The sequence below is a fragment of the Rhizobium sp. Leaf311 genome, from assembly GCF_001423445.1.
Lineage (GTDB): Bacteria > Pseudomonadota > Alphaproteobacteria > Rhizobiales > Rhizobiaceae > Agrobacterium.
Window position 1 is genome coordinate 374,083 of the sequence record NZ_LMNZ01000008.1, and the last position, 24,751, is coordinate 398,833.

21 protein-coding genes are annotated in these 24,751 nt (G+C 57.6%); 13 read left to right on the forward strand and 8 right to left on the reverse strand.

Annotated elements, in window-relative coordinates; all coding sequences use genetic code 11:
* The first annotated feature begins 9 nt into the window (after positions 1–9).
* The 5 genes from ASF69_RS13585 to ASF69_RS13605 all read left to right on the forward strand — a co-directional run bounded on the left by ASF69_RS13585 (position 10) and on the right by ASF69_RS13605 (position 5,561).
* The gene (locus ASF69_RS13585; RefSeq protein ID WP_062588286.1) at positions 10–2,151 is read left to right on the forward strand and encodes an acetate--CoA ligase family protein; all 2,142 of its coding nucleotides are present in this window, start codon (positions 10–12) and stop codon (positions 2,149–2,151) included.
* Between the two features lie 71 nt (positions 2,152–2,222).
* Entirely contained in the window at positions 2,223–3,668 is a 1,446-nt protein-coding gene (locus tag ASF69_RS13590; RefSeq protein ID WP_062588288.1) for an aldehyde dehydrogenase, read from the forward strand.
* A 208-nt stretch (positions 3,669–3,876) separates the two neighbouring features.
* Complete coding sequence (locus ASF69_RS13595; RefSeq protein ID WP_062588290.1) at positions 3,877–4,311, forward strand: pyridoxamine 5'-phosphate oxidase family protein; 435 nt, start codon at positions 3,877–3,879, stop codon at positions 4,309–4,311.
* A 12-nt stretch (positions 4,312–4,323) separates the two neighbouring features.
* On the forward strand, positions 4,324–4,839 hold the full coding sequence (locus tag ASF69_RS13600) for a DUF1810 domain-containing protein (RefSeq protein ID WP_244475473.1): 516 nt from the start codon (positions 4,324–4,326) through the stop codon (positions 4,837–4,839).
* A gap of 89 nt (positions 4,840–4,928) precedes the next feature.
* Complete coding sequence (locus tag ASF69_RS13605) at positions 4,929–5,561, forward strand: hypothetical protein (RefSeq protein ID WP_062588293.1); 633 nt, start codon at positions 4,929–4,931, stop codon at positions 5,559–5,561.
* Positions 5,562–5,571: 10 nt separating this feature from the next.
* On the opposite strand, the gene ASF69_RS13610 is transcribed toward ASF69_RS13605, so the two are convergent.
* The 3 genes from ASF69_RS13610 to ASF69_RS13620 all read right to left on the reverse strand — a co-directional run bounded on the left by ASF69_RS13610 (position 5,572) and on the right by ASF69_RS13620 (position 10,258).
* Complete coding sequence (locus tag ASF69_RS13610) at positions 5,572–5,856, reverse strand: hypothetical protein (RefSeq protein ID WP_062588295.1); 285 nt, start codon at positions 5,854–5,856, stop codon at positions 5,572–5,574.
* Between the two features lie 2 nt (positions 5,857–5,858).
* Positions 5,859–9,203 carry a PAS domain S-box protein gene (locus tag ASF69_RS13615; RefSeq protein WP_062588297.1) on the reverse strand — a complete coding sequence of 1,115 codons (3,345 nt, stop codon included), beginning with the start codon at positions 9,201–9,203 and terminating at the stop codon, positions 5,859–5,861.
* A gap of 128 nt (positions 9,204–9,331) precedes the next feature.
* Entirely contained in the window at positions 9,332–10,258 is a 927-nt protein-coding gene (locus tag ASF69_RS13620) for a LysR substrate-binding domain-containing protein (RefSeq protein WP_062588299.1), read from the reverse strand.
* A 125-nt stretch (positions 10,259–10,383) separates the two neighbouring features.
* Here ASF69_RS13620 and ASF69_RS13625 point away from each other — a divergent pair, with 125 nt between their 5' ends.
* The 7 genes from ASF69_RS13625 (at position 10,384) to ASF69_RS13655 (ending at position 18,580) form a co-directional block, all read left to right on the forward strand.
* Complete coding sequence (locus ASF69_RS13625) at positions 10,384–11,304, forward strand: ABC transporter permease (RefSeq protein WP_062588301.1); 921 nt, start codon at positions 10,384–10,386, stop codon at positions 11,302–11,304.
* A 10-nt stretch (positions 11,305–11,314) separates the two neighbouring features.
* A complete protein-coding gene (locus ASF69_RS13630) occupies positions 11,315–12,154 on the forward strand; it encodes an ABC transporter permease (protein WP_062588303.1) in 840 nt (279 codons plus the stop codon).
* Between the two features lie 29 nt (positions 12,155–12,183).
* Positions 12,184–13,761: an ABC transporter substrate-binding protein gene (locus ASF69_RS13635; RefSeq protein WP_062588305.1), complete on the forward strand. Its 1,578-nt coding sequence runs from the start codon at positions 12,184–12,186 to the stop codon at positions 13,759–13,761.
* Between the two features lie 63 nt (positions 13,762–13,824).
* Complete coding sequence (locus ASF69_RS13640) at positions 13,825–15,468, forward strand: ABC transporter ATP-binding protein (protein WP_062588307.1); 1,644 nt, start codon at positions 13,825–13,827, stop codon at positions 15,466–15,468.
* Entirely contained in the window at positions 15,465–16,142 is a 678-nt protein-coding gene (locus ASF69_RS13645; RefSeq protein WP_062588309.1) for a 4-hydroxy-4-methyl-2-oxoglutarate aldolase, read from the forward strand. Before ASF69_RS13640 ends, ASF69_RS13645 begins: the two co-directional genes overlap by 4 nt.
* Entirely contained in the window at positions 16,142–17,689 is a 1,548-nt protein-coding gene (locus ASF69_RS13650) for a gamma-glutamyltransferase (protein WP_062588311.1), read from the forward strand. The genes ASF69_RS13645 and ASF69_RS13650 overlap by 1 nt, the downstream gene beginning before the upstream one ends.
* 12 nt (positions 17,690–17,701) lie before the next feature.
* Positions 17,702–18,580, forward strand: coding sequence for an N-formylglutamate amidohydrolase (locus ASF69_RS13655; protein ID WP_062588312.1), 879 nt, complete (start codon positions 17,702–17,704; stop codon positions 18,578–18,580).
* 166 nt (positions 18,581–18,746) lie between these two features.
* Here the strand turns inward: ASF69_RS13655 and ASF69_RS13660 are convergent, their stop codons facing one another.
* A complete protein-coding gene (locus ASF69_RS13660) occupies positions 18,747–19,256 on the reverse strand; it encodes a sigma-70 family RNA polymerase sigma factor (protein WP_062588314.1) in 510 nt (169 codons plus the stop codon).
* 215 nt (positions 19,257–19,471) lie between these two features.
* Entirely contained in the window at positions 19,472–19,708 is a 237-nt protein-coding gene (locus ASF69_RS13665; RefSeq protein ID WP_062588316.1) for a hypothetical protein, read from the reverse strand.
* 144 nt (positions 19,709–19,852) lie between these two features.
* On the opposite strand from ASF69_RS13665, the gene ASF69_RS13670 reads away from it, so the two are divergent.
* The gene (locus ASF69_RS13670; protein WP_062588318.1) at positions 19,853–20,554 is read left to right on the forward strand and encodes a Crp/Fnr family transcriptional regulator; all 702 of its coding nucleotides are present in this window, start codon (positions 19,853–19,855) and stop codon (positions 20,552–20,554) included.
* Positions 20,555–20,564: 10 nt separating this feature from the next.
* Here ASF69_RS13670 and ASF69_RS13675 read toward each other — a convergent pair whose 3' ends face one another.
* The 3 genes from ASF69_RS13675 to ASF69_RS13685 are packed head-to-tail and all read right to left on the reverse strand — an operon-like array spanning position 20,565 to position 24,695.
* Positions 20,565–21,641 carry a lipocalin-like domain-containing protein gene (locus ASF69_RS13675; protein ID WP_062588320.1) on the reverse strand — a complete coding sequence of 359 codons (1,077 nt, stop codon included), beginning with the start codon at positions 21,639–21,641 and terminating at the stop codon, positions 20,565–20,567.
* On the reverse strand, positions 21,631–24,039 hold the full coding sequence (locus ASF69_RS13680; RefSeq protein WP_062588322.1) for an ABC transporter permease: 2,409 nt from the start codon (positions 24,037–24,039) through the stop codon (positions 21,631–21,633). The genes ASF69_RS13675 and ASF69_RS13680 overlap by 11 nt, the downstream gene beginning before the upstream one ends.
* The gene (locus ASF69_RS13685) at positions 24,036–24,695 is read right to left on the reverse strand and encodes an ABC transporter ATP-binding protein (protein ID WP_062588324.1); all 660 of its coding nucleotides are present in this window, start codon (positions 24,693–24,695) and stop codon (positions 24,036–24,038) included. The genes ASF69_RS13680 and ASF69_RS13685 overlap by 4 nt, the downstream gene beginning before the upstream one ends.
* Positions 24,696–24,751: the final 56 nt, after the last annotated feature.

Genomic DNA, 24,751 nt, shown 5'->3' on the forward strand with positions numbered 1-24,751 from the left:
GAGAGGCCCATGACACGCCAGAATCATGCTGACGTCCGGTCACGGGCGGCCATGGAACGCTTGTTGCGTCCGGGATCTGTCGCCATTGTCGGCGCTTCCGACAAGCCGGGCGCACTCGGCGCCTCGGTCCTCACAAATCTTGAGCGCAATGGGTTCAAGGGAGACATCCATCTCATCAACCCCAAACGGGCCGAGATTGGCGGCAGGCCGTGCCTGCCATCCATCGATGATCTGCCTGAAGGCGTCGATGCCGCCGTCCTCGCCATTCCACGCGGCGCGGTTCTGGAATCCGTGACGGCGCTCGCGCGCCGTCGTGTCGGCTCGGTCGTCATCTTCTCCGCCGGTTTTGCCGAAGGTGGTGAAGAGGGGCTTGCCGAGCAGCGCGAGATCAGCCGGATCGCCGCTGAGGTCGGCATGGTGGTTGAAGGACCGAATTGCCTGGGAATGGTCAATCATATCGATCACATTCCCCTCACCTTCATCGAAACGCAGACCAAGTCTCTCGATGGCCGGGCGGGCGTCGCAATCGTGTCTCAAAGCGGCGCCATGGCAGCCGTGCTCGGCGTGACATTTGCAAGCCGCGATCTTGGCATTTCCTACTCGGTTTCGACAGGCAATGAAGCCGGCAGCGGCGTCGAAGATTATGTCGAGTATCTTCTCGAAGACCCATCGACATCGGTGATGGCGCTGATTGTCGAGCAGTTCCGTCAGCCGTCGCGCTTCCTTGCAGCCGCACGCAAGGCCCGTGAAAAGGGCAAGCGGATCGTTCTCCTTCATCCCGGCAAGAGCAGCGCTGCGCGTGAGTCTGCTGCGACCCATACGGGCGCGATGACGGGCGACTACCAGGTCATGCGCGTTCACGTCGAGCGGGCGGGCGTCATCTTTGCAGAAACCCTGGAAGAGCTTGGCGATACCACCGAAATCCTGCTTCGCTGCAAGCAGATGCCGTCCGAAGGGCCGGCAATCATGGGCGAGTCCGGTGCGTTCAAGGCGCTGATGCTCGATCATTGCGAGGAAATTGGCCTTGCCTTGCCAGCCATCGATGACACCAATGCGCCCGAGCTGCGCGCTACCCTGCCAGCCTTTGTCGGCGTCAGCAACCCGCTCGATATTACCGCACAGGGCCTTGTCGAACCGGACCTCTACGAGAGAACACTCACGTCTCTCCTGCACGACGACCGGTTTGGCAGCGTTGTCGCCTGCATCATTCAGACGGACCCTGTCACATCTGGCATCAAGCTGCCGCCCATCCTCAAAGCCGTCGAAAACAGCACTTCGCAGAAACCGCTCATCTTTGCCGGTCTGGATGAAGGCGCCCCCTTCCCAGCAGAATATATTGAACGTTTGCGGGCGCATGGCATACCCTATTTCCCATCGACAGAGCGCGCCTTCAGGGCTTTGAAGCGGATTGGCGATTTCGCGAAGCGGGATTTCACACCGGCAAGCGGTCAGCAATTGACGGATATCGGCATCTCGACTGTCGAAGGTGTGATCCCCGAATACCGGGCCAAAGAGCTTCTCGCGCCCTGCGGCATTCCCTTCCCCAAAGGGCGTTTCGTGACCTCGCTCGATGAAGCCCTTGCTGTGGCACAGGAGGTCGGTTACCCGCTGGTCCTCAAGGCCCAGTCTGCGGATCTCAGCCACAAGAGCGATGCCGGCGGCGTCATTCTCAAACTGGCGGATGCGGAGGCTCTGAAAGAGGGCTGGCAACGTCTGCAAGGCAACATTGCCCATCATCGCCCGGGCCTGGTGCTGGATGGCGTGCTGCTGGAGCACATGGGAAAATCCGGCGTCGAACTCATTGTCGGCGCTCGCAACGACCCGGATTGGGGACCCGTCATCCTCGCAGGCTTTGGCGGCGTAACGGCGGAAATCCATCAGGATGTTCGCCTGCTGCCTCCCGATCTGACAGTCGATGCCATCATCGCGGAGTTGAACCAGTTGAAGGCGGCAGATCTGCTGCATGGTTTCCGGGGGGCGCCAGCACTGGATATAAAGGCGGCGGCAGACATCATCTCGCATGTTGGCGGGCTGCTTCTGGCCAATCCTTCCATCTCGGAAATCGACCTCAATCCGGTCGTGCTTTATCCCGAGGGCGAGGGAGCAGTCGCGCTCGACGCGCTCATATTCAACAGTCCGTCACATCAATAACAAACCATTCGAAGGCAACGGAATATTACTATAATCAACTGTTGCCGGGGTGAGGAAAAGAGGAGACCGTTATGAATATTTCCCTTCTGATTAATGGCGTTTCACGCGCTGCCGCAAGCGGTCGGACCTATGACAGGCTGGACCCCTTTACGCAGAAGCTGGCCACACGTGCCGCAGCGGCTGGCATCGAGGATGTCAACGCCGCGGTAGAAGCAGCCTCCGCAGCGTTTCCAGAGTGGTCCAAGACAGGCCCCTTGCAGCGCCGCGCGCTGTTGTTGAAGGCCGCCGACATTCTGGCCTCCAAGGTCGCGGAATTTACGACCCTCATGATCGAGGAAACCGGCGCAACCGGGCCTTGGGCCGGTTTCAACGTCATGCTCGCCGCCAATGTTCTGCGTGAAGCGGCTTCCATGACAACCCAGATCACGGGTGAAGTCATTCCGTCCGACAAGCCTGGCACGCTGGCCATGGGCATTCGCCAGGCAGCGGGCGTCTGCCTTGCGATTGCGCCGTGGAATGCACCGGTCATTCTCGCCACACGCGCGATTGCAATGCCCATCGCCTGCGGTAACACCGTCATCCTCAAGGCATCAGAGCAGTGCCCCGGAACCCATAGTCTGATCGGCGCAGCGCTGGTCGAAGCGGGCCTTCCTGCTGGCGTGATCAACGTCATCACCAATGCGCCGGAAGATGCGGGCGATATTGTCGCTGCCCTGATTGCCCATCCGGCAGTGCGCCGCGTCAACTTCACCGGTTCGACAAAGGTCGGCAAGATCATTGCAAAGCTGTGCGGCGAGCATATCAAGCCCGCACTTCTGGAACTGGGCGGCAAGGCACCATTGATCGTGCTTGACGATGCCGACATCGACGGTGCCGTCAATGCTGCGATTTTCGGAGCCTTCATGCATCAGGGACAGATCTGCATGTCGACCGAGCGGATCATCGTGCAGGACGCGATTGCCGATGAGTTCGTGGCAAAGCTCGCTGCACGCGCCTCGCAACTCCCAGCTGGCGATCCTCGCGGCCATGTCGTGCTGGGCTCTCTCATCAGCACCGAAGCTGCTGACAGAATGGAAAGCCTCATTGCGGACGCGACTGCGAAAGGTGCCAAGCTTGTTGCTGGCGGAAAACGCACCGGCACCGTGGTAGAGGCAACGCTTCTCGATCACGTCAAGCCCGACATGAAGGTCTATTCGGACGAGTCCTTCGGCCCTGTAAAGCCAATCATTCGTGTTTCCAACGACGAGGAAGCTTTGCGGGTCGCCAATGACACCGAATACGGCCTCTCGTCTGCCATCTTCAGCCAGAACATCAAGCGGGCGATGGAGCTGTCAGCGCGCATCGAGTCGGGCATTTGCCATATCAATGGCCCGACCCTGCACGACGAAGCGCAAATGCCATTCGGCGGCGTAAAGCAAAGTGGCTATGGCCGTTTCGGCGGCAAGGCAGCGATTGCAGAATTTACCGACCTGCGTTGGATCACGGTTGAGGATCCAGGCCAGCACTACCCATTCTAAGCGTTCTCCCCACCCGCAAGGGTGTTTCCACGAAAGACACTTGGGCGATCGCCTGAGTGTCTTTTGCGTTTCAGCCCGGGCTTCGACACTTTTTCAGCGAGCAGGTGCCGGATGACCGCCTTCCATCGGAAACGCGGATTGCTGCCTCGGAACCATTGGTTCTGCCAGCAGTTGGACAGACTTCATCCTCGCAACATGCGGAGCGCATATGTCTGACCTCAGTCTGAAAGACCTTTCCAAGAAAATGGCGAAGCTCGACTTCGCGATGTTGAACACAAGATCGTCCGTAAACGGGCTGACTGCACGGCCGATGAGCAACAATGGCGATGTTGAATATGATGGCGACAGCTATTTCTTCGCCTATGGATCATCAAACAAAGTTAGCGAAATCAGGTCTGATAACAACGTAAGCCTCACCTATACCGGAGCGGTTGGCATGCTGGGCGGGTCACCGCTTTTCATCACGGTCGAGGGCAATGCCTCTCTCATTGATGACAAGTCGCAGTTCGAAGAGCACTGGACAAAGGATCTTGACCGTTATTTCCCGGAAGGCATCGATACGCCCGACATCGTCATGATTGCCGTCAGGGCTAAAAACATACGCTATTGGGATGGCGCAGACGAGGGTTCCATTTCGCTCTGACCGGGCAGATGCATGGCTTATCAGTCCGGGCCGATGTTCGACACATCGGCTCGGTGTCGTTCTACACAAATGTTCTCCTTGGAGGAACGCCGGGTGGTAAAAGATAACGCAGCATTTGATTTACACCGGTTTACCCAGGCGCAGGACGCTGTCTTTGAAACAGTGCTGCAGGAGCTGAAAGACGGAAAGAAAAGAACGCACTGGATGTGGTTCATCTTCCCCCAGATTGCCGGGCTCGGTTCCTCGTCGATGGCACAAATCTACTCCATCGGTTCTGAAGCCGAAGCGCGCTCCTACCTAAACCACCAGGTTCTGGGTGAGCGGCTAAAGAAATGCGTCAGCATCGTGCTGGGTCACAAAGACAAGACGGCGCACGATATCTTCGGGTCGCCCGATGATTTGAAGTTTCGCTCCTGTCTTACGCTCTTTGAAGCCATCAGCCCTGAGGGCAACCTGTTCGAAGAGGCATTGAAGAGCTTCTATGATGGTCACCCGGATGAAAAGAGCCTGTCCTTGTTGAATAGGTGATATCGGGCGCCATCGTATTCCGGTCCGATCAAGCAAAGCTCCGTGGCCTTTATTGACACGCAGCCACGCGCCACCCATGTGTTCAAGCGATGCCGAAACAAAAGAAAAACGATCACGTCGAGATCATCAAGACCTGGCAGCTTCCTGCATCGGCGACGCTTGGCTCAGCGGTACGAGCGCACGGCCTGCTGCTGGAGCTTAGGGCGCAGGTGCCACTCGCCTATAAAAAATTACTGACCAGCGATGGCACGACGCTGAGCCTCATCATGCCGGAAGCGGAAAAAGCGGCTTTCAATGCCGTGTCCTCAATCGTCTCGAAATGCCTCGAAAAGATCGACGACCTGCCGGTTATCCCTAGAGAGATACAGGATATTCTGACAATCTCGGCAACCGAAAGGCACCGCTGGCTTGCCGATGGCAGATTGCCAAGTGCCGGTACGCGGACAGTAAAATTGCGCGGAAGGGCAAAGAAGATAACCTTCCATGTCTTCGATCCGAAAATGGTGGTGGGCTTGCTCGATAGCGGCGTGATTGAAGACTGGCGCGAGGACGATGCCGCCGCTGCGAAGGAAAACAGGAGACGCGCTGCCTACAAGGCAAAGCTGACGCGCTCGCTCAAAAGCGCCAAGACAAAGGCCAAGTCAAAGGAAGCTTCCGCAGACAAGCCAGACGCAGATCTGCGCGGCTGGGAAGATTTCAGCGCGGAAGGCTTTTTGCGCTGATGCCTTGAGCCTAATCGGCGACAAAACCGAGCATGAATGCCACAATCTTTTCGGAAGACATTTCGCAGGGCTTTAGCACACTTGCTCCAGAGTTCAACCGATAGATATTGAAGCTCACAATATCCGTGCCAGCCAGATCCTCCGCAAACAACCAGATACGTCTGCCATCATCGGAACGCCTGACTGTAACGCCCCAGACCGAACCCTCAAAGGTTCCGCGTCTGTAGCCGCCCGGAAAGCGAGACAGCGCTTGCAGCACCTCCCAAGCAGCCTTGTCTCCGGATGCGTCCGGCATGGCTACGCAGTGGCCTTGGCAATCGCTGCGGCTAGGTCATCCTTGTTGTAGGGCTTGATCAACGAAACTGCACCTGGCTGCGCATGCGAGCGGATTGCGTGACCGGTCGCGAAAATGATCTTGAGATCGGGCTTGATGCCCGCCAGTTGACCCGCAAGATCCTCGCCACTCACATCCGGCAGACCAATGTCCGTAACCAGAATGTCCAGATCGCCATCTGCCGCCTGCCGCAAAGCCTCAGCGCCCGTTTCCGCCTCCATGACTTCATGGCCGAGTTCAATGAGCAATTCGGCCGTATTTGCTCGAATGAGCGGATCATCCTCCACGAGCAGAATGCGTTTGCTGACGGTGACTTCAACGGCAGGAACCGCTTGCGCACGCTTTGGTGCAGAGCGGTCCTTTGCCTCAATACGCTGTGCCCGATTTGCCAGCACGTGCCGGATTTTCTTGGCCAACGCCTCACGCGTATAGGGCTTGGACAAAAGCTCCACGCCGGGATCCAGCCGCCCGTCATGCACAATGGAGTTTTCCGTGTAGCCGGACGTATAGAGCACCGCGATATCAGGCAGACGCTCTTTTGCACGGCGGGCAAGCTCGGGGCTTTTCATCGTTCCCGGCATGACAACATCCGTAAACAGCAGGTCGATGGGCACACCGGCCTCAATCACAACCAGTGCCGCATCGGCATTCGGCGCCTTGACAACCCGATATCCGAGATCGGTCAATGTTTCGACGACGGTGCCGCGAACCTCATCGTCATCTTCGGCAACAAGAATAGTCTCGTTCCCGCCGATAACAGGGCCCGAAAGGTTGACGGTCTCACGGTCTTCAGACGCGTTTGCCCTTGGCAGATACATTCGCACGGTCGTGCCGTGGCCAACTTCCGAGTAGATTTTGACATGTCCACCGGATTGTTTGACGAAGCCGAACACCATGGAAAGGCCAAGGCCAGTTCCCTTCCCTTCCGGCTTGGTCGAGAAGAAGGGTTCGAACACCTGATCGAGCATTTCGGGTGAAATGCCTGAACCGGTGTCGGTTACCGATATCATCACATATTGGCCAGTGCTGACATCCTCGTGCTTTTCCGCATATTGGTCGTCCAGATATGCGTTGCCCACTTCGATCGTCAGCTTCCCCTGCCCGCTCATGGCGTCACGGGCGTTGATTGCCAGATTGAGAATGGCATTCTCGACCTGCGTAGGGTCGGCCAGACAGTTCCATAGACCACCGCCAATGATCGTTTCGATCTCGACGGCTTCCCCGATAGATCGGCGCAACATGTCATCCATGTCCCGCAGGAACCTGCCGACATTGATCACCTTCGGATCGAGCGGTTGCCGCCGTCCGAAAGCGAGCAATTGACTTGCAAGCTTGGCGCCGCGACTGACGCCCGCCATGGCATTGGTAACCCTGCGCTCGGCGCGCTCGTTTCCGGCGACATCCTTCTGCAACAATTGCAAATTGCCTGCGACAACCTGCAGAAGGTTGTTGAAGTCGTGCGCAACGCCGCCCGTCAACTTGCCAATCGTTTCAAGCTTCTGGCTTTGCTTCAGCCGTTCTTCGGATTTGCGCAGCTCTTCGGTCCGCCGCGCAACCTGCTCCTCGAGATTATCGGTCAGCTGGCGCAGATCGTTTTCGGCGCGACGCCTTTCCACCGAGTTGCGAATGCGTCCGGCCATATCCTTCAGGAACGTCAGTTCCTCTGCGCTCCATTCCGTGGTGTTGCGATTGTTCACGAACAACACCGCAACCAGCCCGTTTCTTTCCCGCAGCGGAACGCTCACGCTCGACCTAGCGGAAATCGCGTCGAAATTGTCCTGCTGATCACGGGTTCGCCCATCAAGACGAGCGTCCGTAATGACAACCACTTCCCCGCGCTTCAAACCTTCAATGAGCTGTCCATAATCACGAAGCTTATGCAGAGGAGACAAGGGGGGCATCCCTTCAACGGTCCAATCGTGACTGATATGAACCGTCTCAGTCTTCTCGTCGATTGTCCCGTAGCCAGCGCGGCCGACTTTCATCGTCGTGACCACGGCCTCCAGTCCGGCCTTGATGATTGCATCCGGGTCGTGCAGCCGTGCCGCTACTTCGTCGAATGCCACAATGGCACTGCGGCTCAACTCGGCAGATTTTAGCTCGTGGACGTCGGTACAGGTGCCGTACCAGCGTGTAATCTTACCATCGGCATTCGTGATCGGCTTGGCGCGCCCGATCACCCACCGATATTGCCCTGAGTGATGCCGCAACCTGTATTCGATATGATAAGGCTTGCCCGTGTCAAGCGACTCGCGCCAGACAGCCCAAGCCCGGTCCCTGTCCTCGGGATGAAACAGGTCGTTCCAGCCCGCACCATCGGTCGAGCCCCGCTCGACTCCGGTAAAATCATACCATCGCGTGTTATAAAAATCGTGGAAGCCGTCCGGGCGCGTGGACCAGACCATCTGGTCGATGGAATTTGTGAGCGCACGAAGCCCGTTTTCGCTCTCCCACAGCTTCTGCTCTATCTCGTGACGCTCGTCGATATCGATGACGGAGCCGATATAGCCAAGAAAATTGCCATCTGGCGAAAAACGCGGCTCGGCTGCATCGATTGCCCAGCGATAGACACCGTCCCGACGCCGTAGGCGGTACTCGAGCCTGAAACTCTCCTGCTTCGCCAGGGCCTCAAGAAAAGCCTCCGTCGCCCGCGCCTTATCGTCAGGGTGCGTGGCATCAAGCCAACCATAACCTTCAGCCTGTTCGGGCGTCTGTCCCGTATATTGATACCAGCGGCTGTTCAGGTAGGTGCAGTAGCCGCTCTCGTTCACCACCCACATCATCACCGGAGCGTGGTCCGCCATGTTGCGGAAGCGCGCCTCGCTTTCGGTTAGCCGTTGTTCCGCACGGGTGCGCTCGGTCGTTTCGCTGACGATGCAAAGCACGCCGGCGATTTGTCCCGTGTCATCGGGAACGGCCGAATAAGCGATGTCGAATGTAACGGTTTCCGGCTCGCCATGGCGCTCGATGTAGAAGGGTCGGTCCTTGATATAGACGGGCTCGCCCTTGTTCCTTACCTGATCGAGCAGGGGTTCGAGGTCGTCCCAGAGCTCCGCCCAATATTCGCAGGCACGACTGCCGAAGGCGGCGGGATGTTTCAGGCCGATTGTGGGCGCATAGGCTTCATTATAGATGGCCAGATATTCCGGGCCCCAGAATAGTATGACCTGATGGGGAGAAGCAGCAACCGTACCGAACATGGTCTTGAGCGTTGCAGGCCACGCGTCATATGCCCCTACAGGCTTGGCAGCCAGATTATCCAGAATAGTCTTGATCCACTGCGTCTGGTTGCCAGCCGAAACATTCATTCTCATTCATCCCGATATATTCGCGATCCTGCCTACAATCGATTGGCATAACAGTAAAGCAATGGCTTATAAAACTAGCGTGTTGCCGCTGCCCCGCGCGGAAAAGGCTCCCCCCGCCCCTATTGCATTCAACGCCCCACCATAGACCGCAGCCGGTTGCGGCCAGCACATGTGTTCTTTGCGATCTCGATGAAATCCAGAATAACTTTCGACGTTTCATTGGCCTGCCAGCCAATGATCAGTTCGACCTCGTCAGGTATTTCATCCAGAGGACGGTAGACCAGATGGGGGCTGAGATTGTGGGCGAGCCATGATGGCGCGATTGCAATGCCCACGCCCGCCGCAACCAGTGTGGCGATGGCGAGCGTGTGGGACACTTCCTGGACGATCATCGGATAGATCGCTGCACGACGGAACGCGTCCATGATGGCATGGTGATAGCTCGCACCAATCGTCGGCGCGTAGGTTATGATCGGCTCCCCGGCAAAATCCCGAACACCAATGTCATCCCGCTCAGCCAGGCGGTGGTGCTTGGGCAAAACAGCGACGAAACCTTCCTTCAACAGGTGATCGGTCTTCAGGAAGCCCGCGGGATTGGTCGGGCGAATGAAGGCGACCTGTACCTTGCCACTCTGGAGCATCTCCAGCTGGCTTGCCGTTCCCAACAGCTGCACATCCACCTGGATATTGGGATACTTCCTGTGAAACTCGGCGATCACCTCCGGCAGGATGTGCGACAACGCAACATGAACCCCGCTGACGTAAATCTTTCCACCATCGTCTCCGGAAATGGAACGGGTGTGCGTGACGGCCCGGTCGATGCCGCCTAGAATTTCCATCGCATGTCTCAGGAATATCTCACCAGCCGGAGTCAGCTTCACGCTTCGTGTCGTGCGCAGGAACAGGCGTGTGCCGATACGTTCCTCAAGCTGGCGGATCTGCTGGCTGAGCGGAGCCTGTGCCATGCCCAACTTGTCAGCCGCGCGGCTGAAATGCAGCTCCTCTGCAACGCAGGCGAAATAGTGAAGGTGACGAAACTCTATGCCGTATTTCATACGCTACACATATCAATCCCATGGTTATTTTGTAATAGATAATAATCTATTCCCATGGTTATCTCTTAAAAAAATATAGAAATAACGGGAATAGCTGAACCATCGGTTCCAGAAAACGGAGCACCATGACACGATTCTGGTCGCTAAAAATCTTGCGCACAGTTCTGACGCTGTGGTTTGTCATTACGTTCACATTCGTCGTGCTGAGAACGTCGGGAGATCCGGTTGTGGCCCTTGTGGGGGCCGACGCGACACCCCAGGAAATCGAGCAGTTCCGCGCGCTCTGGCGTCTGGACGATAGTCTGTGGGTGCAGTATCTGCGCTATATCGGCCAGATGGCAACAGGCCAGTTCGGTATTTCCTATCGCGATGGCCGCGAGGTCATCGACATCATCGCCGAGCGCGTGCCATGGACCATCATGCTCGGCCTCGTTGCCTATGCGGGTGCCATCGTCATCGGCGTTCCCGCAGGCATCTTTGCCGCCATCAAGCGCGGTTCGCCCTTCGACAACCTCATCATGGCAACTGCCGTCTTTGGCTTTGCCATTCCGAACTTCTTCCTCGGCATTCTGCTCATCCTGCTGTTTTCCTTGGCCCTTCAGTGGCTTCCGAGTTCGGGCACGGGTACGATATGGCATTTCATCATGCCCGCCCTGACGCTCGCGACCTTTACCGCAGGGACCCTGGCGCGCTTCACCCGGTCTGCCATGCTGGAGGTGCTGGACAAGCTCTATATTCGTGCGGCAGCCGCAAAAGGCGTGAGTTACTGGAAGCGAATTGTTTTCCATGCACTGCCCAATGCCGGAATTCCGATCGTTACCATCATAGGTCTCAATCTGGGTGAGCTCATCGGCGGTGCGATTGTCGTCGAAACGGTATTTGCCTGGCCAGGCGTCGGGCGGCTGCTGGTCACCGCCGTCTCGTCGCGGGATCTTGCGGTGGTGCAGGCTCTGGTGCTCGTCATGGCCATGACAATGGTTATCGCCAATTTGATCGTGGACCTGCTTTACGGTCTGCTAGATCCGCGCATTCGCGTCTCGAATTAGGATTGCAACGATGAAGCGCCGCTCTCCCATTCTCATCTTTGCCATCATTGTGCTCGCTCTGGCAGTCTTCGTCGCCATCGTCGGCAACATTTTTACGCCGCATGGTGTGACGCAGCAGAACCTTCTGGCGCGCCTGAAGCCCCCGGCGTTTCTCACCGGCGGCAACCCGAATTTTCCGCTGGGCACCGACCGCATTGGTCGTGACATGGTTGCCCGACTTATCGCGGCCCTGCAGATGTCGTTGACGGTGGCTCTGGCGGGCACAATCATAGGCGCTGTTTTCGGTTCGCTGATCGGCTTTATCGCGGCGCATTTCCGTGGCTTTGTCGATGAAGCACTGATGATGCTGGTGGATTTCCAGGCTTCGCTGCCCTTCATTCTCATCACGCTTACGCTGCTGGCCTTCTTCGGCAACAGCCTCGTTCTCTTCATTCTGCTGATGGGTCTGTTCGGCTGGGAAAAATATGCCCGCCTGTCCCGCGGCGTGGTCCTTTCAGCGATCAACCAACCTTACGCCAAGGCCATTGTTGCTTTGGGTGCGGGCAACGGACGCCTTTACCTGAAACACGTACTTCCCAACGTCGCAAGCGCACTCATCGTTCAGGTCACCTTGACCTTTCCGCAGATCATACTGCTGGAAACATCGCTGAGCTTTCTGGGCCTTGGCATTCAGGCACCGCAGACCAGCCTTGGCCAGATCCTGGGTGACGGACGCGATTATCTTTCGACAGCATGGTGGATATCGGTCGTGCCCGGCACGGTCATTTTCCTCGTGACACTTTCCATGAGCATCGTCGGCGACTGGCTGCGTGACCGGCTGGATCCGATGCTGCAGGGCCGTAACGCATAAACAGAACAAGACCAGGAGAGGTAAGAACAATGTTTACCAGACGTGAAGTTGGAAGTCTTATTCTTGCAGCAGGCGCAGCCAGTCTGGCCGCACGCGTGCCCGTTGCTTACGCCCAGCAGCGGCCAACCTTGAACATCGCCGTCGACAATCTCTGGGCAACGATGGCGCCGATCAACGGCATCTCCACCACCTCACGCCGGATTTTTCCGAACTTCTACGATACGCTTGTCGAACGCGATTACATCAATGACGAGAACGGCCTGATTTTTGCGCCCAAGCTGGCGACGAAATGGGAGCAAAACGGAAACGTCTGGACTTTCACCCTGCGTGAAGGCGTGAAATTCCACGATGGCAGTGAAATGACCGCAGAGGATGCAGTCTTCTCGCTCTCTGCCGAACGTCTGTGGGGCGAAAAACCCTTTGAGCCACGTGGCAAGACATTTGCGGCTGGCTTCAAGCGCGTCGAAGCCACAGGCAAATACACATTCGAGCTGGAGACGGTCAATCCGGACCCCAACATTCCCAGCAAGCTGACCGGCTATATCGGCTTTGTCGTGCCGAAGAAATATTATCTCGACGTTGGTGTAGATGCCTTCGGACAGAAGCCCATCGGTACGGGTCCTTACAAGGTCACGACGTTCCGCTCCGGTGAGGTTATGGTTCTTGACGCCTTTGACGACTATTGGGCTGGCCCGCCACCGGCACAGAAGATCAACTGGAAGATCGTTCCAGAATTCGCAGCGCGCATGGCAGGGCTTGTTTCCAAGGAGTTCGATTTCATCGTCAATATTCCGACCGATCAGGAGGCCACACTTGAGGGCTATGACGGCGTGACGCTGAAGCGTGTTCTCGCGGACAATTATCCGGCGGTTGCCTTCAATACCCGTGCAGACCCTGTCGACAACCCTCTTGTCGATCCGAACCTTCGCTATGCCATGGTCCAGGCCATCGATATGAACGCCATCGTCCAGGCGCTGTTCAACGGCACGACCGAACACCCCGCTGTCCCTTTCAACTTCAAGGAATACGGCAAGTTCTACGATCCAAACCTGCCGGTGAAGCTACCCTATGATGTGGAAGCCGCAAAGGCTCTCGTGGCGAAGACGAAATACAAGGGCGAAACCCTCATCTGGCACATCACCCGCCAGTTCTATCCCAACTACGAAGCTGCCGCAGAGATCATGATCGAGCAGTGGCGCGAAATCGGCGTGAATGTTCAGGCACAGGTTCTGGACAATTTCGAACTTGTCTATCGCCGCCCATACCACATGATGAACATGTCCATGAGCTCGGACTTCATTCCCGGCGACCCCTATCAGCCTCTCTGGCTCGATTGGGGCCCAACCGCCTCCCGCTCGACTGCGACGTGGAAGACGTGGGATCCGACGCCCGAATTCCTTGAACTCGGCAAGAAATTCGAAGCCGCCACAGACTTCGAAGAACGCAAGAAGGCTTACCTCGCATTGTCGGATGAATGGCAACGCGTCACGCCCGGCTATTACATGTGGAAGAGCGTCTATAACTGCGCCCATCGGGAAGGCATCGAATTCCGGCTGAAGCCGAACGGTGAAATGCGCATCTACGGCGACTACTTCAAGCTCGTCTGATGAGCGGTTCGGTGCTTGGGAGACGCAAATGGCGTCTCCCGGAATTCACAAGGCGGGATACCAATGACTGACATGCGGCTGTCCATCTCTCATCTCAGCGTTCCCTTGCCGCAGGGCGCCGATCGCGGCTTTGCTGTCGAGGATCTGTCGCTCTCTATCGGCAAGGGAGAGATCCTGTGCATCGTTGGCGAATCCGGCTCCGGCAAATCCTTGACGGCGCTGGCGACGATGGGTCTTTTGCCGCGCAACCTCGGCGCGCCACGCGGCGAGGTGATGTTCGAAAACAAGAACCTGCTGACAATCGACGATGCGACGAGACGCGGCATCACAGGCCGCAGCATCGCCATGATCTTTCAGGAGCCGACGGCTGCGCTCAATCCCATTTTCCGGATTGGCGAACAGGTCTCCGAAGCCTTCAAAGTCCACACGTCCCTGTCGCAGGCGCAGATCAAGGAACGTGTCATCAAGCTGTTTCAGGAAGTCCACCTCCCAAATCCCGAAGAGATCTTCCATTCCTACCCCCACCAACTGTCGGGTGGACAATGCCAGCGCGTCATGATCGCCACAGCTCTTGCGCTTGATCCGGCGGTCCTGATTGCTGACGAACCAACCACCGCACTGGATGTCACGACGCAGGCGCAGATCCTCAAGCTCATGCTTGAACTGCGCGAACGGCACGGCACCGGCATCATCTTCATCACCCATGATTTCGGCGTTGTCGCAGAAATTGCCGACCGCGTCGCGGTCATGCAGAAAGGCAGGCTGGTCGAAATCGGCACAAAGGACGAGGTGCTCAACCACCCCCGTGAAGATTATACGAAACGCTTGCTGGCAGCGGTACCGACACTGACGCCCAGAAAGGAGCGGGATGGCCTTGGGGCACCGGTTCTGATTGCGAAAAACATCATCAAGACGTTTTCGCTCAAAGGCGTATTCGGAACTGGCCGAACGGTGAAAGCCGTCGATAATGTCGACCTCACCATCCGCAGAGGTGAAACGCTGGGTCTTGTCGGCGAGTCCGGCTCGGGGAAATCGACGCTGGCGCAATGCGTCATCCGCCTCGTGCAGCCGGAAAGCGGCGATATCTTCATCGCCGATGGGAATTTTGCCGGCCTTCGTGGCAAAGCGTTGAGGGAGGCCCGCCGCAAGGTTCAGATCGTCTTTCAGGACCCCTATACGGCTCTCGACCCGCGTCAGCGTATAGGCGACGCAATCGCGGAAGGACCTATTGTCCACGGCCTTAACTCGAAAGAAGCCATGGCCCGCGCGCTCGATCTGCTTGAGGCTTGCGGACTGGACCGTGCCTCCGCCACGCGGTTTCCGCACGAATTTTCTGGCGGCCAAAGGCAGCGCATCTGCATTGCGCGGGCGCTTGCGGTCGAACCCGAACTGCTGATTGCCGATGAATCCGTTTCCGCACTGGATGTCTCGGTGCAGGCACAGGTCCTCGAGCTTTTGGCAAGGATGCAGGAGCGGCTGGGCTTCGGCATCCTGTTCATTACCCACGACCTGCGCGTCGCAAGCCAGATATGCGACAATATCGCGGTCATGCGTCGCGGGCGCATCGTTGAGCGCGGCGATCCGGCGACCCTCTTCGGTGCTCCCAAACACGATTACACGAAGGAATTGCTGGCCGCCGTCCCGGGCAAGGGATGGCAGCATAAGCCCGTCCAGGACGCACCGACATTCTCAAAGGAAATCCCATGAAGAAATATCATATTGGCGCTCAGCCTGCGCAAATCGATCCTGAACTGCGGGCAAGATTTGAACGCGTCGAAGTCGCCACAATAGGGCATTTCCGTCATCGCGGCTTCGTCCGCCATTCCATCTCACCCGTTGTCGACATCAAGCAGACCCTGGTCGGGACCGCCGTGACGCTGGCCATTCCGGCCACGGACTCGACCCTTCTGCATCATGCCGTTTCCTTCATCCGTCCCGGCGACTTACTATTCGTAGACCGGCTAGGCGATGATCGGCATGCCTGTATCGGTGGTGGCGTTGCCTTCGCGATCAAAACAGCAGGCGCAGTCGGCGTCGTCATCGATGGCCCGTGCACGGATGTGGAAGAAATAGTCGAGCTTGGGATGCCCCTGTGGGCGCGCGGCGTTTCCGGCATAACGACCCGCCTGAATGATCTGGGCGGTTCGCTCAACCTGCCCATTTCCTGCGGAAACGTGCCCGTCATGCCGGGCGATATCGTTGTCGCAGATGCAAGCGGCATTCTCGTCATTCCCGCAGATGAAGCTCTCGACGTTCTGATTGAGGCTGAAGCCCGTCAGGCACGGGCGGGCCGCCACAAGGGCAAAATCGAAGCAGGTGAAAAGCTTGGTGATCTCTCAGGCGCAAGCAGAATGGTGGCCGAAGCCATGGAGGCGAGCTGATGGAGAACCCGCAGTTTGACCACCTTCGCGTTGAACGCAGCGTCACCCGCAAGGTGGCAGGCGTCAGTTCACGCGGTGTCGTTACGTCGCAGCATTATGTGGCCGCAGAAGCAGGTGCCGCCGTGCTGCGGGCCGGTGGCAATGCTGTCGATGCGGCAGTAACAGCGGCCTTCACCCTGCAAACCGTCGAACCGTGGATGACAAGCCTTGCAGCCTGCGGCTACATGCTGATTGCGCAGCCCGATGGCACGGTCGAAACGATCGAGTTTACGGGTCGTGTCCCGTCTTCCTTCGATATTGACTTTTACAGGCCAGATCCAGGCATCAAGACGTTCATCGGCCATCCGGCATCCGTTGAAAACAGAAATGTCGATGGCTTTACCGCGGCAGTCGTTCCCGGCTGTGTTCGCGGCTTTGCCCAGGCATTGAAACGGCACGGAACAATCGGCTTCGCAGACGCATTGGCCCCGGCCATAGCGCGGGCGAAACAAGGCTTGGTGGTGGACTGGCACACCACGCTTGCCATCGCCATCGCCGCCTCCGGTCTTGCTCACGATGAGGGTGCACGCACCGTGTTTCTGCCCGGCGGCCATCCACCAGAGCCCGGCAGCGTGCTGCCGACACCAGCACTTTTCGACACGCTTCAGACGCTGGCGACTGAGGGACCTGACGCGCTGTATGGCGGCTCCATCGGTCAGCGCCTCATTGCCGATTTGCAGGCTGGCGGCAGTTTCATGACGCTGGACGATCTTGCCGATTACGAAGCCTTGATCTACCCGGCGCGCAGCATGGCCTTGCAGGACAAGATCGTCCATGTGCCAGGAGAGACCAGCGCCGGACAGCGTTTGTTCGATGCGCTTTCGTTTTTTGATGAAAAGCGAGGTCCAGGGGCCGTCGATGGCGATTTCTTCGCCACCATGTCGCAGGCACTGTGGGAGTCTTTCGGCGCGCATCGCCGCAGGCTCAACCCCGCAGAAACCACCAACAAGACCAGCACCACTCAGGTCAACGCCGTGGATGGCGAGGGCCGAATGGTGGCGATCACCTTCACCCTGCTCAACCGCTTCGGTGCACGCGCCTTGTCACCTTCGACAGGCATTCTCTTGAACAACGGCATGTCGTGGTTCGATCCTACACCCGAGCGGGCGAACTCGCTTGTGCCGAAAGCCTATGCTCCAAGCAATATGTGCCCCGTCATCCTGACGGATAAGAACGGCACTTTTGCCGCTTACGGCGCAGCCGGAGGCAACCAGATTGTCCCGGCGCTGACGCAACTGACGGGCATGATCGTCCACGCCGGAATGGATGTGGAAGACGCGATGAACACGCCACGCATGACGACAGGGCCCCACAACGACATCATCGTCAATGTGGACATGCCTGCAGACCATGTGGAGGCGCTGGCGCGCATCGGCAAAATCAGACCCGCAGCACAAACGGTTTTCCCCAGGCCCTTCGCCGCGCCGGGCATGATCGGCCGCCGCAACGGCGAATTCGTTGGAATGCCCGACACCACCTACCCCGCCGCCTTCGCAGCCACGGCATAGCAGGAACCTCCAATGACTGACCATTTCGCAAAGCCCCTCGACATCGAGGGCGTGCTATCGATCATTCCGGCGAGTGCGCCAGGCATCCCGATGGTCTTCGACTCTCCACATAGCGGGCTGACAATCCCTGATGATTTTGAGCGCGTGGTATCGGATGACATGGTCCTTCAGGCTTCCGACACATATGTCGATGACCTCTTCAGTTTCGCTCCGTCAATCGGCGCCCCGCTGTTGAGCGCGCAATTTCCCCGCAGTTTTCTGGATCTCAACCGATCCCTTGAAGATGTCGATCTGGATCTCGTTGAAGGGCTGTGGCCACACCCGGTTCGCGACAGTGCGTCTGCCAGACGCGGCATGGGTCTGGTCTGGCGTTACGCGTGGGGAGACCAACCCATGTACGGGCGCAAACTGACCGTAAAGGAACTTGAGCACCGCATCGACACCTATTGGCGTCCCTACCACCGTGAGCTCGTACGACTGCTGGACAGCACCCATGAGCGGTTCGGGAAGGTCTACCACGTCAATTGCCATTCCATGCCCGCTATCGGCCACGCGCTATCCCCGGATCCCGCAGGAACCGTTCGCAAGGACATGGTGATTGGTGATTACGATGGGGCAAGCGCCGAGCCGGAATTGGTGCGAATGGTCTGTGAAACGCTCAAGAGCTTCGGCTATTCGGTTTCTCTCAACGTGCCATTTCGCGGCGCCGAACTCGTCTCCGCCTATAGCGCCCCGGAAAACAACCGCCACAGCATCCAGATCGAGATTAACAGAAAACTCTATATGGATGAAACCACCCGCCGGAAAAGCTCAGGCTACTCCGAACTGAAGGAAAATCTCGCAAGGCTTGGCGAGGCTTGCAGGGATTTTGTACAGAGCTCCAAGATTTAAGGGTTTTGCCCTCTCCCGTCTGGATGTCTTTGCCCCTTCCCTCGCGCATACTCTTTCCAGAGTTGCGGGAATCAATGCGACGCTAGAGGTTACGCCACGTTCCTAGCGGCGACCGCGCGCCGATAGTGTATCGTCATTATGGCCACTTCTCGATGGCCGCGCCCAATCATATGGACGCGACGTTTGCCATTGTGTCGCCCATGCGGTCGGCGAGGAAGTGTTTGGCGCGATTGACGCGGCTTTTAACGGTGCCAACGGAGATACGGCATTTGCTTGCCGCTGCGTCGTAGGCCTGGCCGTCTTCTACGACAAGATGGAATACTTCTCTATAGATGACCGGCATTGCCGCCACCGCCCTGTCGTATTCTTTTTTTCTCATAGCCCATTCCTGCGGAGATTCCGCTGCCGGCATCAGAAATTCGAGATTTTCCGTTCCCACTGTAATGCGCTTGGCCTTTTGATAGGCTGTGTGGTGTGCATTACGCATGATCGTAAACAGCCAGGATTTAAGGTTTGTACCTGGCGTGAAGGAGGGAAGAGCTTTCAGGGCCTTGAGAAGCGTATCCTGAACAAGGTCATCGGCATCTGTCGTGCTTCGGTGAAACCGGGACGCGAATCTGCGGAGCGCGGGGATGAGAGCGACCAGTTCCTGCTGAATGCTGAATTCTGCTGCCATGCTTAATCTCCTCCTTAGGTAGAGGTAGATGAAGTCTTAGGCGCCCGCATCGTTCCGACCGGAAGGCAGTGGGTACGTTAACGTACGCTCTATAAGTTACACTTGAATAATGGGAAAAGCTGAGGAAAAGACTGCTGGAGCCTTGGGATTTCAGGGCACCAAAATAGCAACTTTGGCAAATTCATACGTGTAGCAGGTGAAAGTGAGAGTGAGTTTCATTCATCAAATCGCACCGTTTCTCTGAAGGGAATTGTTCGAATGATTTCGCCAGCCTCATTGGTTAGTTCGAACACCTCGCCATCAATCACTTCACCCCGGATCATTCTCTCTGCCAGTATTTCACGGGCTGCGCACAGAGCTTCGTTGCATGCGTCTTCCAGCGTTTCAAACTCGGCACCTTCCGGGTCTCTCTGCAATTCTGAGTGCCTTCGGACGTGAAAATAATATCTCATTGCGATTCTCCCCTGTTGGACCCGAACCTTTGGCGTCCAGTAAAGTTTCATCGGAGTGAAATTCGTGACATATAAGGGAAGCGTTTTATTTGGTCCAAAACGCTTTCGCCCGCATCGCCTTTGGACCGAAGAAAAGGGCACCGCGTGACTTGGACAAATAACGGTCTGTTGAGAACACTTCCCGAGAAGGACGCCGCGCTGGTAAGGTCGCGCGCCGAGCTCGTGACACTCGATCAGGACCAAACCCTGTTTGAGAGCAAAAAGCCGATTACCAACGTCTATTTTTTCGAGAGCGGCTTGTCGTCTGAGGTCGTTTTCGCAACGAAATCAATCGAAGTTGGCTGCATCGGCCACGAGGGCTGTTCCGGCGTACCGGTGCTGCTCGGGGTCGATTCAAGCCCTCACAAGGCGTTCATGCAGGCTGGCGGAACCGCCTTGCGCATTGCATCAGCAGACCTCACGGAGTTGATAGACACCAATCGTGCGATCAGGGAGTTGCTGCTGCGTTATGCCCATGTGTTCATGATACAGATCGCTGCCACTGCCTTGGCAGATGGTCGCTACGATATCGAACAACGCCTCGCGCGATGGCTTCTCATGTGCCAGGACCGTCTGGGTGACGAGCTTCCGCTGACGCACGACTTTTTGTCAGTCATGCTCGGCGTCAGGCGGCCCAGCGTCACAGACGCGCTGCACAAGCTGGAAGGCAACAGGGCAATTCGCGCTGAACGTGCACTTATCACCGTCCGAGACCGTGCCGCGCTCGAAGAAAAGGCCGGCGACTCCTACGGCATTCCAGAGGCCGAATACCGTCGACTGATCTCTCATCGGGAAAACGCTCAGTAAGGCTAGCCCTTCAGTAACCGGTCATTTCGAGATACCCGACACCGGATGTGCTGCCATCAATGGTGATCGGTCCTTCCCAATATGGCGTGGAGGTCGTCATCCACGCCTGTTCGTTTAGCGCACGTAGCTTGATGTCCAGACCTTTGCCATCAATTTTGATGCGCCACTCAACCGGGACGTCGCGGTCATTGACCCTCGCGGTGCGAATGGGCTCCAGCACCACATCGGCGGATGAAAGTGGGGTCGTTTTACCATCCGCGGAAATCCAGTTCGCAGAAATATAGCCATCCGCGGAATCCCGCAGTCGAAAAGCCATCACCTTCTCGCCAGATGCCAGGTGGAGCGAGAACCAGTCCCAACCTGTCTGATCGGATGCGAGCGGCTGGGAAGACCATTCCCGGTCCAGCCACGCCTTTCCGCTGACCTTCACCAGAGAACCGTCCAGCATCACCGATCCGCTCACCTCATAAAAAGGTTGGGAATAGTAGTAGCTCGCCTGCCCGGCCAAAGATTTGACGGAGTAGCCCTTATCTCCCTGCAAGACCAGCGGACCGCGAGCGTCGAGATTGAGCGTGTATTCAAAGTCTTTGCCTGCCGCTCGCAGTTTCACGTGGTCAAGCTCGTCGGTTCCGGCGGAGGAGGTTTTCATGGTCCAGTCATCGATCCACGCTTCAAAAGGCGCAGGGTTGACGCCTGCTTGTTCAACGCCGCCACGGGCCAATCGCTCTGCGACATGATGTTTTTCAGCGGTCGTTACGGCAGCATGGCCGATCCATATCTGCTTGCTCGCCCAGCTCTTCTGGTCTTCCGGTGCAAGAGCCGAGCGAAACAGCGTCCATTGCGCGCCGAGCTTTCGTCCATCCGCCGTTTCCAGATTGGCCGTGATGTACCACCATTCTATCCGGAAATCCGGGTGCGGGCCGTGATCGCTTGGAAAGGCAAGCTGTTTTCCGGCCTCAGGTACTGTGAAGCCTTCAGCCGTAGACCCAAGCCCGGCAAAACCCTGGGCTTGAGACCTGATGGGCGTGAATGACAGCGCCAGAACCGCAATGGCGAGGCTCGCTATGGCGAGTTGCTTAACGTTCATTGGCAAACACCCTTACGAGATCGGCAGGCTTACTGTTCGCTAGCCGAAGCACCGGAAGCAACACGGATAAGATCGCGGCGATAAAGGCGATAGCACCAAGCTTTGCCCACTCTAATGGGAAGACCATGACTGGCAAGCGCCAGCCGAAGGCTTCCACATTCACAATAACCAGCAACACCCAGGCCAGTGCCAGGCCGACGGGGATGGCCGCGAGAAATGTCACGAACCACAGCGCCACAGTCTTGAATACCTCCATCATCGCCAGATCGCGGCGGCGAACACCCATGGCCCAAACCGGCGCAAGCTGTGCGATCCGTATGCCGGACAGGGTCAGCAGACTGGCAAACATGGCAAAGGCAGCAACGGCCAGAGTGAGAACGTTGAGCGCACCGGTAACAACGAAAGTCTGCTCGAAAATTGCTCTGGATTGCTGTTTGAGCGCCGACTGGTCGATAATGTTGGCTCTTGGCAGGCCAAACTCGCTTGTCAGTTGACCGGCCAGTGCCGGGGCCTGCGCGGGGTCTATGCGGACGCCATAGCGCAATATGGGTACATCCGGAAAATGCGTCTTCATCGGCTCTGCGCCGATCATCAACTGGCCCTCGGGATTTCCATAATCCGAATAGATGCCCACGATCTTGACCGTCCATCCACCCGGCAAGGCGAGATCCTGTCCGATCTTCACGCCGTTTCGACGCCAGAACTGTTCGTTGACAAGCGCCCCACGTCCTTGTGAAACGGCATCCCACGCATCCGGCGTCGATTGAAGAAGCGGCCAATGTTCACGATATGTGGGATGATCTGCAACGCCTGAAAGTTGAACATCCGAACCGAGAACCTTTGCTGACATGCTCATGATCGGCAACATCGCGTCTGCGCGCGGTTTCAACCATTCAGCCAGCCGCGCCGCCTCGGTCTCGTCGCGCGCAGTCACATAGAGTTCGGAGACCAGACGCTGATCCAGCCATCCAAGGAATGTGTAGCGAAAACTGGAGACCATGGTACCGACGCCAATATTGGCCGATAGGGCAAGCAGCAGCGCCATCAATGCCAGTGATAGGCCGGGAAGCTGCATGCGCGTATCTGCCCAGAACCAGAATGTCAGGGCTCGGCCGGATAGACACTGCGCAAGTGTAAGCCCTGCCGAAAGGAATACCGGCAGGATAAGGGCTGAACCCAGAAGCAGCGCAGCAAGCACCGCGAAGCCTGCCACCAGACCGGACCCCGCTATGGCAAGACCGAGCGCCAGCACCAGAAGAATTGCGCCGATGCCTGCCTGTACCCTCAGGCCTTTGCCTGACGCCCGCATCCATGCGCGCGGTTGGGATGAGGCGAGGATGGGCATTTTGCGAACACGCCACAGGCTTTGAAGCGCCGAAAGCAAGGTTCCGGCAACGGCCATGCCAAGACCCGCCAGCCACCATTCCGGGCGCAAGGCAAGGCCGCCGGAAATGCTCGCGCCATAGAGTCCGCGCAGCGTTGCTGCAACACCTGGCAAAAGCAGGGAGGCCATGAAATAGCCGATCACGATGCCCAGCAACCCCGACAGCACGCCAAGTGCGAGGATCTCGATGAGAAGCATCGATGTCAAAGCACGAAGGGATAGGCCGAGACTTCTCACCGTGCGGAACGTCGCCCTGCGCTGCTCATAGGACAATCCCGTGGCGGAATAGACGATAAAGAGACCAACGACGAAGGCGAGAAAACCGAATGCAGTCAGGTTAAGATGAAAACTGTCGGTAAGGCGGGCCAGATCCGGCTGCTCACCCGCCGCCTTTATTCTGAGGTCCGGCGCAATCCTCTCAAGCGCTGTAAGATCGACACGCTGATCGGGTGCCACAACAAGTCTCGTCAGCGCCCCGCCCCGCTTCAAAAGCCGGTCGGCCACGGCGATATCGGTAAATGCGGCATCATCAGGAATGACATCGGATACGCGCGGGCGAAGGTTCTTCTCTCCCTCAAGTCGTTTTGCCGTAGCGGGTGAAACGACCAGAACATCCATGCCGCCGATGAAGTCTGCAAGATCCGACGAACCGGAGATTGACACCACCCGGCCCTCGGGCGGCATTGTCAGGGGATCAATCCCAATCAGCCGCAGCCGCTGTCCTCCCAACCGGTAGTCGCCTTCAATGACGGGGGAGACGTTCCAGCCTGCGCGTCGCAGCGCGGCATAGGTTTTCAAGGCAATGGTGTCGGCGTCCTTGGCCACCAGTTGCTCAAGTCCGCTCTGCTCCAATATGGCTGCAGACCGCGCGTAGCTTGCCCTTGCTTCCGCATTGATGGCCTGAACACCGGACCACAAGGCCGTCGCCAGAGCTATCCCGAGCACAAGTGTTGCAAGCTGTATTGGCCGATGGCGCCAGTGCGAGAGCAAAACGAAAAAAGCGGCCACGTTCATGTGGCAATTCTTCCCTGCCGCAACAGGACTTTTCGATCCAGCTTCGCCGCCAATCGTTCGGAATGGGTCACAAGAAGCAGCGAGCAACCGGCGCTCCTGCTCAGCGTCAGCATAAGGTCCAGCACCGCGTCACCCGTCGCTTCATCCAGATTTCCGGTTGGTTCGTCCGCCAGGATCATGCCGGGCCGCGCGGCAAGCGTGCGCGCAATAGCAACGCGCTGCTGCTGACCGCCAGACAGCTGCTCGGGATATCGCCTTGAAAGAGCGGAAAGGCCCAGCTTCTCCATCAGTTCGGCCTGCCATTTGGCATCATGCCTGTCGGCCAGTTTTGCGTGGAAAGAGATGTTCGCGGCCACATCGAGGGAAGGCACCAGATTGAACTGCTGAAACACGAGCCCAACTTCCTTGCGCCGATACTGCGCCAAATCACCCTCATCCAGGCGCGATATGTCACGGCCATTGGCCATGACCTTGCCGCTGTCTGCCGCATCCAGCCCAGCGGCAAGGTGCAAAAGAGTACTCTTGCCGCTGCCGGATTCCCCCGTCAGAGCCACGCTCTCTCCGGCGATGACCATGAGGTCGATCCCCCTTAGCACTTCGACCGGGCCTTCCGGCGTCGCGTAGGATTTGGTGACATTTTCGATGGATAGTTGCATGGAATCGGCGTCGCATTTCGGCTTTGCAAAGCTTATTCCCGGAACACATAAATATC

Excerpts from the sequence above, each read along its gene's own strand:
- ASF69_RS13655 (WP_062588312.1), top strand. The coding sequence starts at position 17,702 with ATGACTGACCATTTCGCAAAGCCCCTCGACATCGAGGGCGTGCTATCG.
- ASF69_RS13645 (WP_062588309.1), top strand. The coding sequence starts at position 15,465 with ATGAAGAAATATCATATTGGCGCTCAGCCTGCGCAAATCGATCCTGAA.
- ASF69_RS13640 (WP_062588307.1), top strand. The coding sequence starts at position 13,825 with ATGACTGACATGCGGCTGTCCATCTCTCATCTCAGCGTTCCCTTGCCG.
- ASF69_RS13680 (WP_062588322.1), bottom strand. The coding sequence starts at position 24,039 with ATGAACGTGGCCGCTTTTTTCGTTTTGCTCTCGCACTGGCGCCATCGG.
- ASF69_RS13600 (WP_244475473.1), top strand. The coding sequence starts at position 4,324 with ATGGCTTATCAGTCCGGGCCGATGTTCGACACATCGGCTCGGTGTCGT.
- ASF69_RS13595 (WP_062588290.1), top strand. The coding sequence starts at position 3,877 with ATGTCTGACCTCAGTCTGAAAGACCTTTCCAAGAAAATGGCGAAGCTC.
- ASF69_RS13625 (WP_062588301.1), top strand. The coding sequence starts at position 10,384 with ATGACACGATTCTGGTCGCTAAAAATCTTGCGCACAGTTCTGACGCTG.
- ASF69_RS13615 (WP_062588297.1), bottom strand. The coding sequence starts at position 9,203 with ATGAATGTTTCGGCTGGCAACCAGACGCAGTGGATCAAGACTATTCTG.
- ASF69_RS13635 (WP_062588305.1), top strand. The coding sequence starts at position 12,184 with ATGTTTACCAGACGTGAAGTTGGAAGTCTTATTCTTGCAGCAGGCGCA.
- ASF69_RS13650 (WP_062588311.1), top strand. The coding sequence starts at position 16,142 with ATGGAGAACCCGCAGTTTGACCACCTTCGCGTTGAACGCAGCGTCACC.
- ASF69_RS13590 (WP_062588288.1), top strand. The coding sequence starts at position 2,223 with ATGAATATTTCCCTTCTGATTAATGGCGTTTCACGCGCTGCCGCAAGC.
- ASF69_RS13630 (WP_062588303.1), top strand. The coding sequence starts at position 11,315 with ATGAAGCGCCGCTCTCCCATTCTCATCTTTGCCATCATTGTGCTCGCT.
- ASF69_RS13620 (WP_062588299.1), bottom strand. The coding sequence starts at position 10,258 with ATGAAATACGGCATAGAGTTTCGTCACCTTCACTATTTCGCCTGCGTT.
- ASF69_RS13610 (WP_062588295.1), bottom strand. The coding sequence starts at position 5,856 with ATGCCGGACGCATCCGGAGACAAGGCTGCTTGGGAGGTGCTGCAAGCG.
- ASF69_RS13585 (WP_062588286.1), top strand. The coding sequence starts at position 10 with ATGACACGCCAGAATCATGCTGACGTCCGGTCACGGGCGGCCATGGAA.
- ASF69_RS13685 (WP_062588324.1), bottom strand. The coding sequence starts at position 24,695 with ATGCAACTATCCATCGAAAATGTCACCAAATCCTACGCGACGCCGGAA.
- ASF69_RS13665 (WP_062588316.1), bottom strand. The coding sequence starts at position 19,708 with ATGAGATATTATTTTCACGTCCGAAGGCACTCAGAATTGCAGAGAGAC.
- ASF69_RS13605 (WP_062588293.1), top strand. The coding sequence starts at position 4,929 with ATGCCGAAACAAAAGAAAAACGATCACGTCGAGATCATCAAGACCTGG.
- ASF69_RS13675 (WP_062588320.1), bottom strand. The coding sequence starts at position 21,641 with ATGAACGTTAAGCAACTCGCCATAGCGAGCCTCGCCATTGCGGTTCTG.
- ASF69_RS13660 (WP_062588314.1), bottom strand. The coding sequence starts at position 19,256 with ATGGCAGCAGAATTCAGCATTCAGCAGGAACTGGTCGCTCTCATCCCC.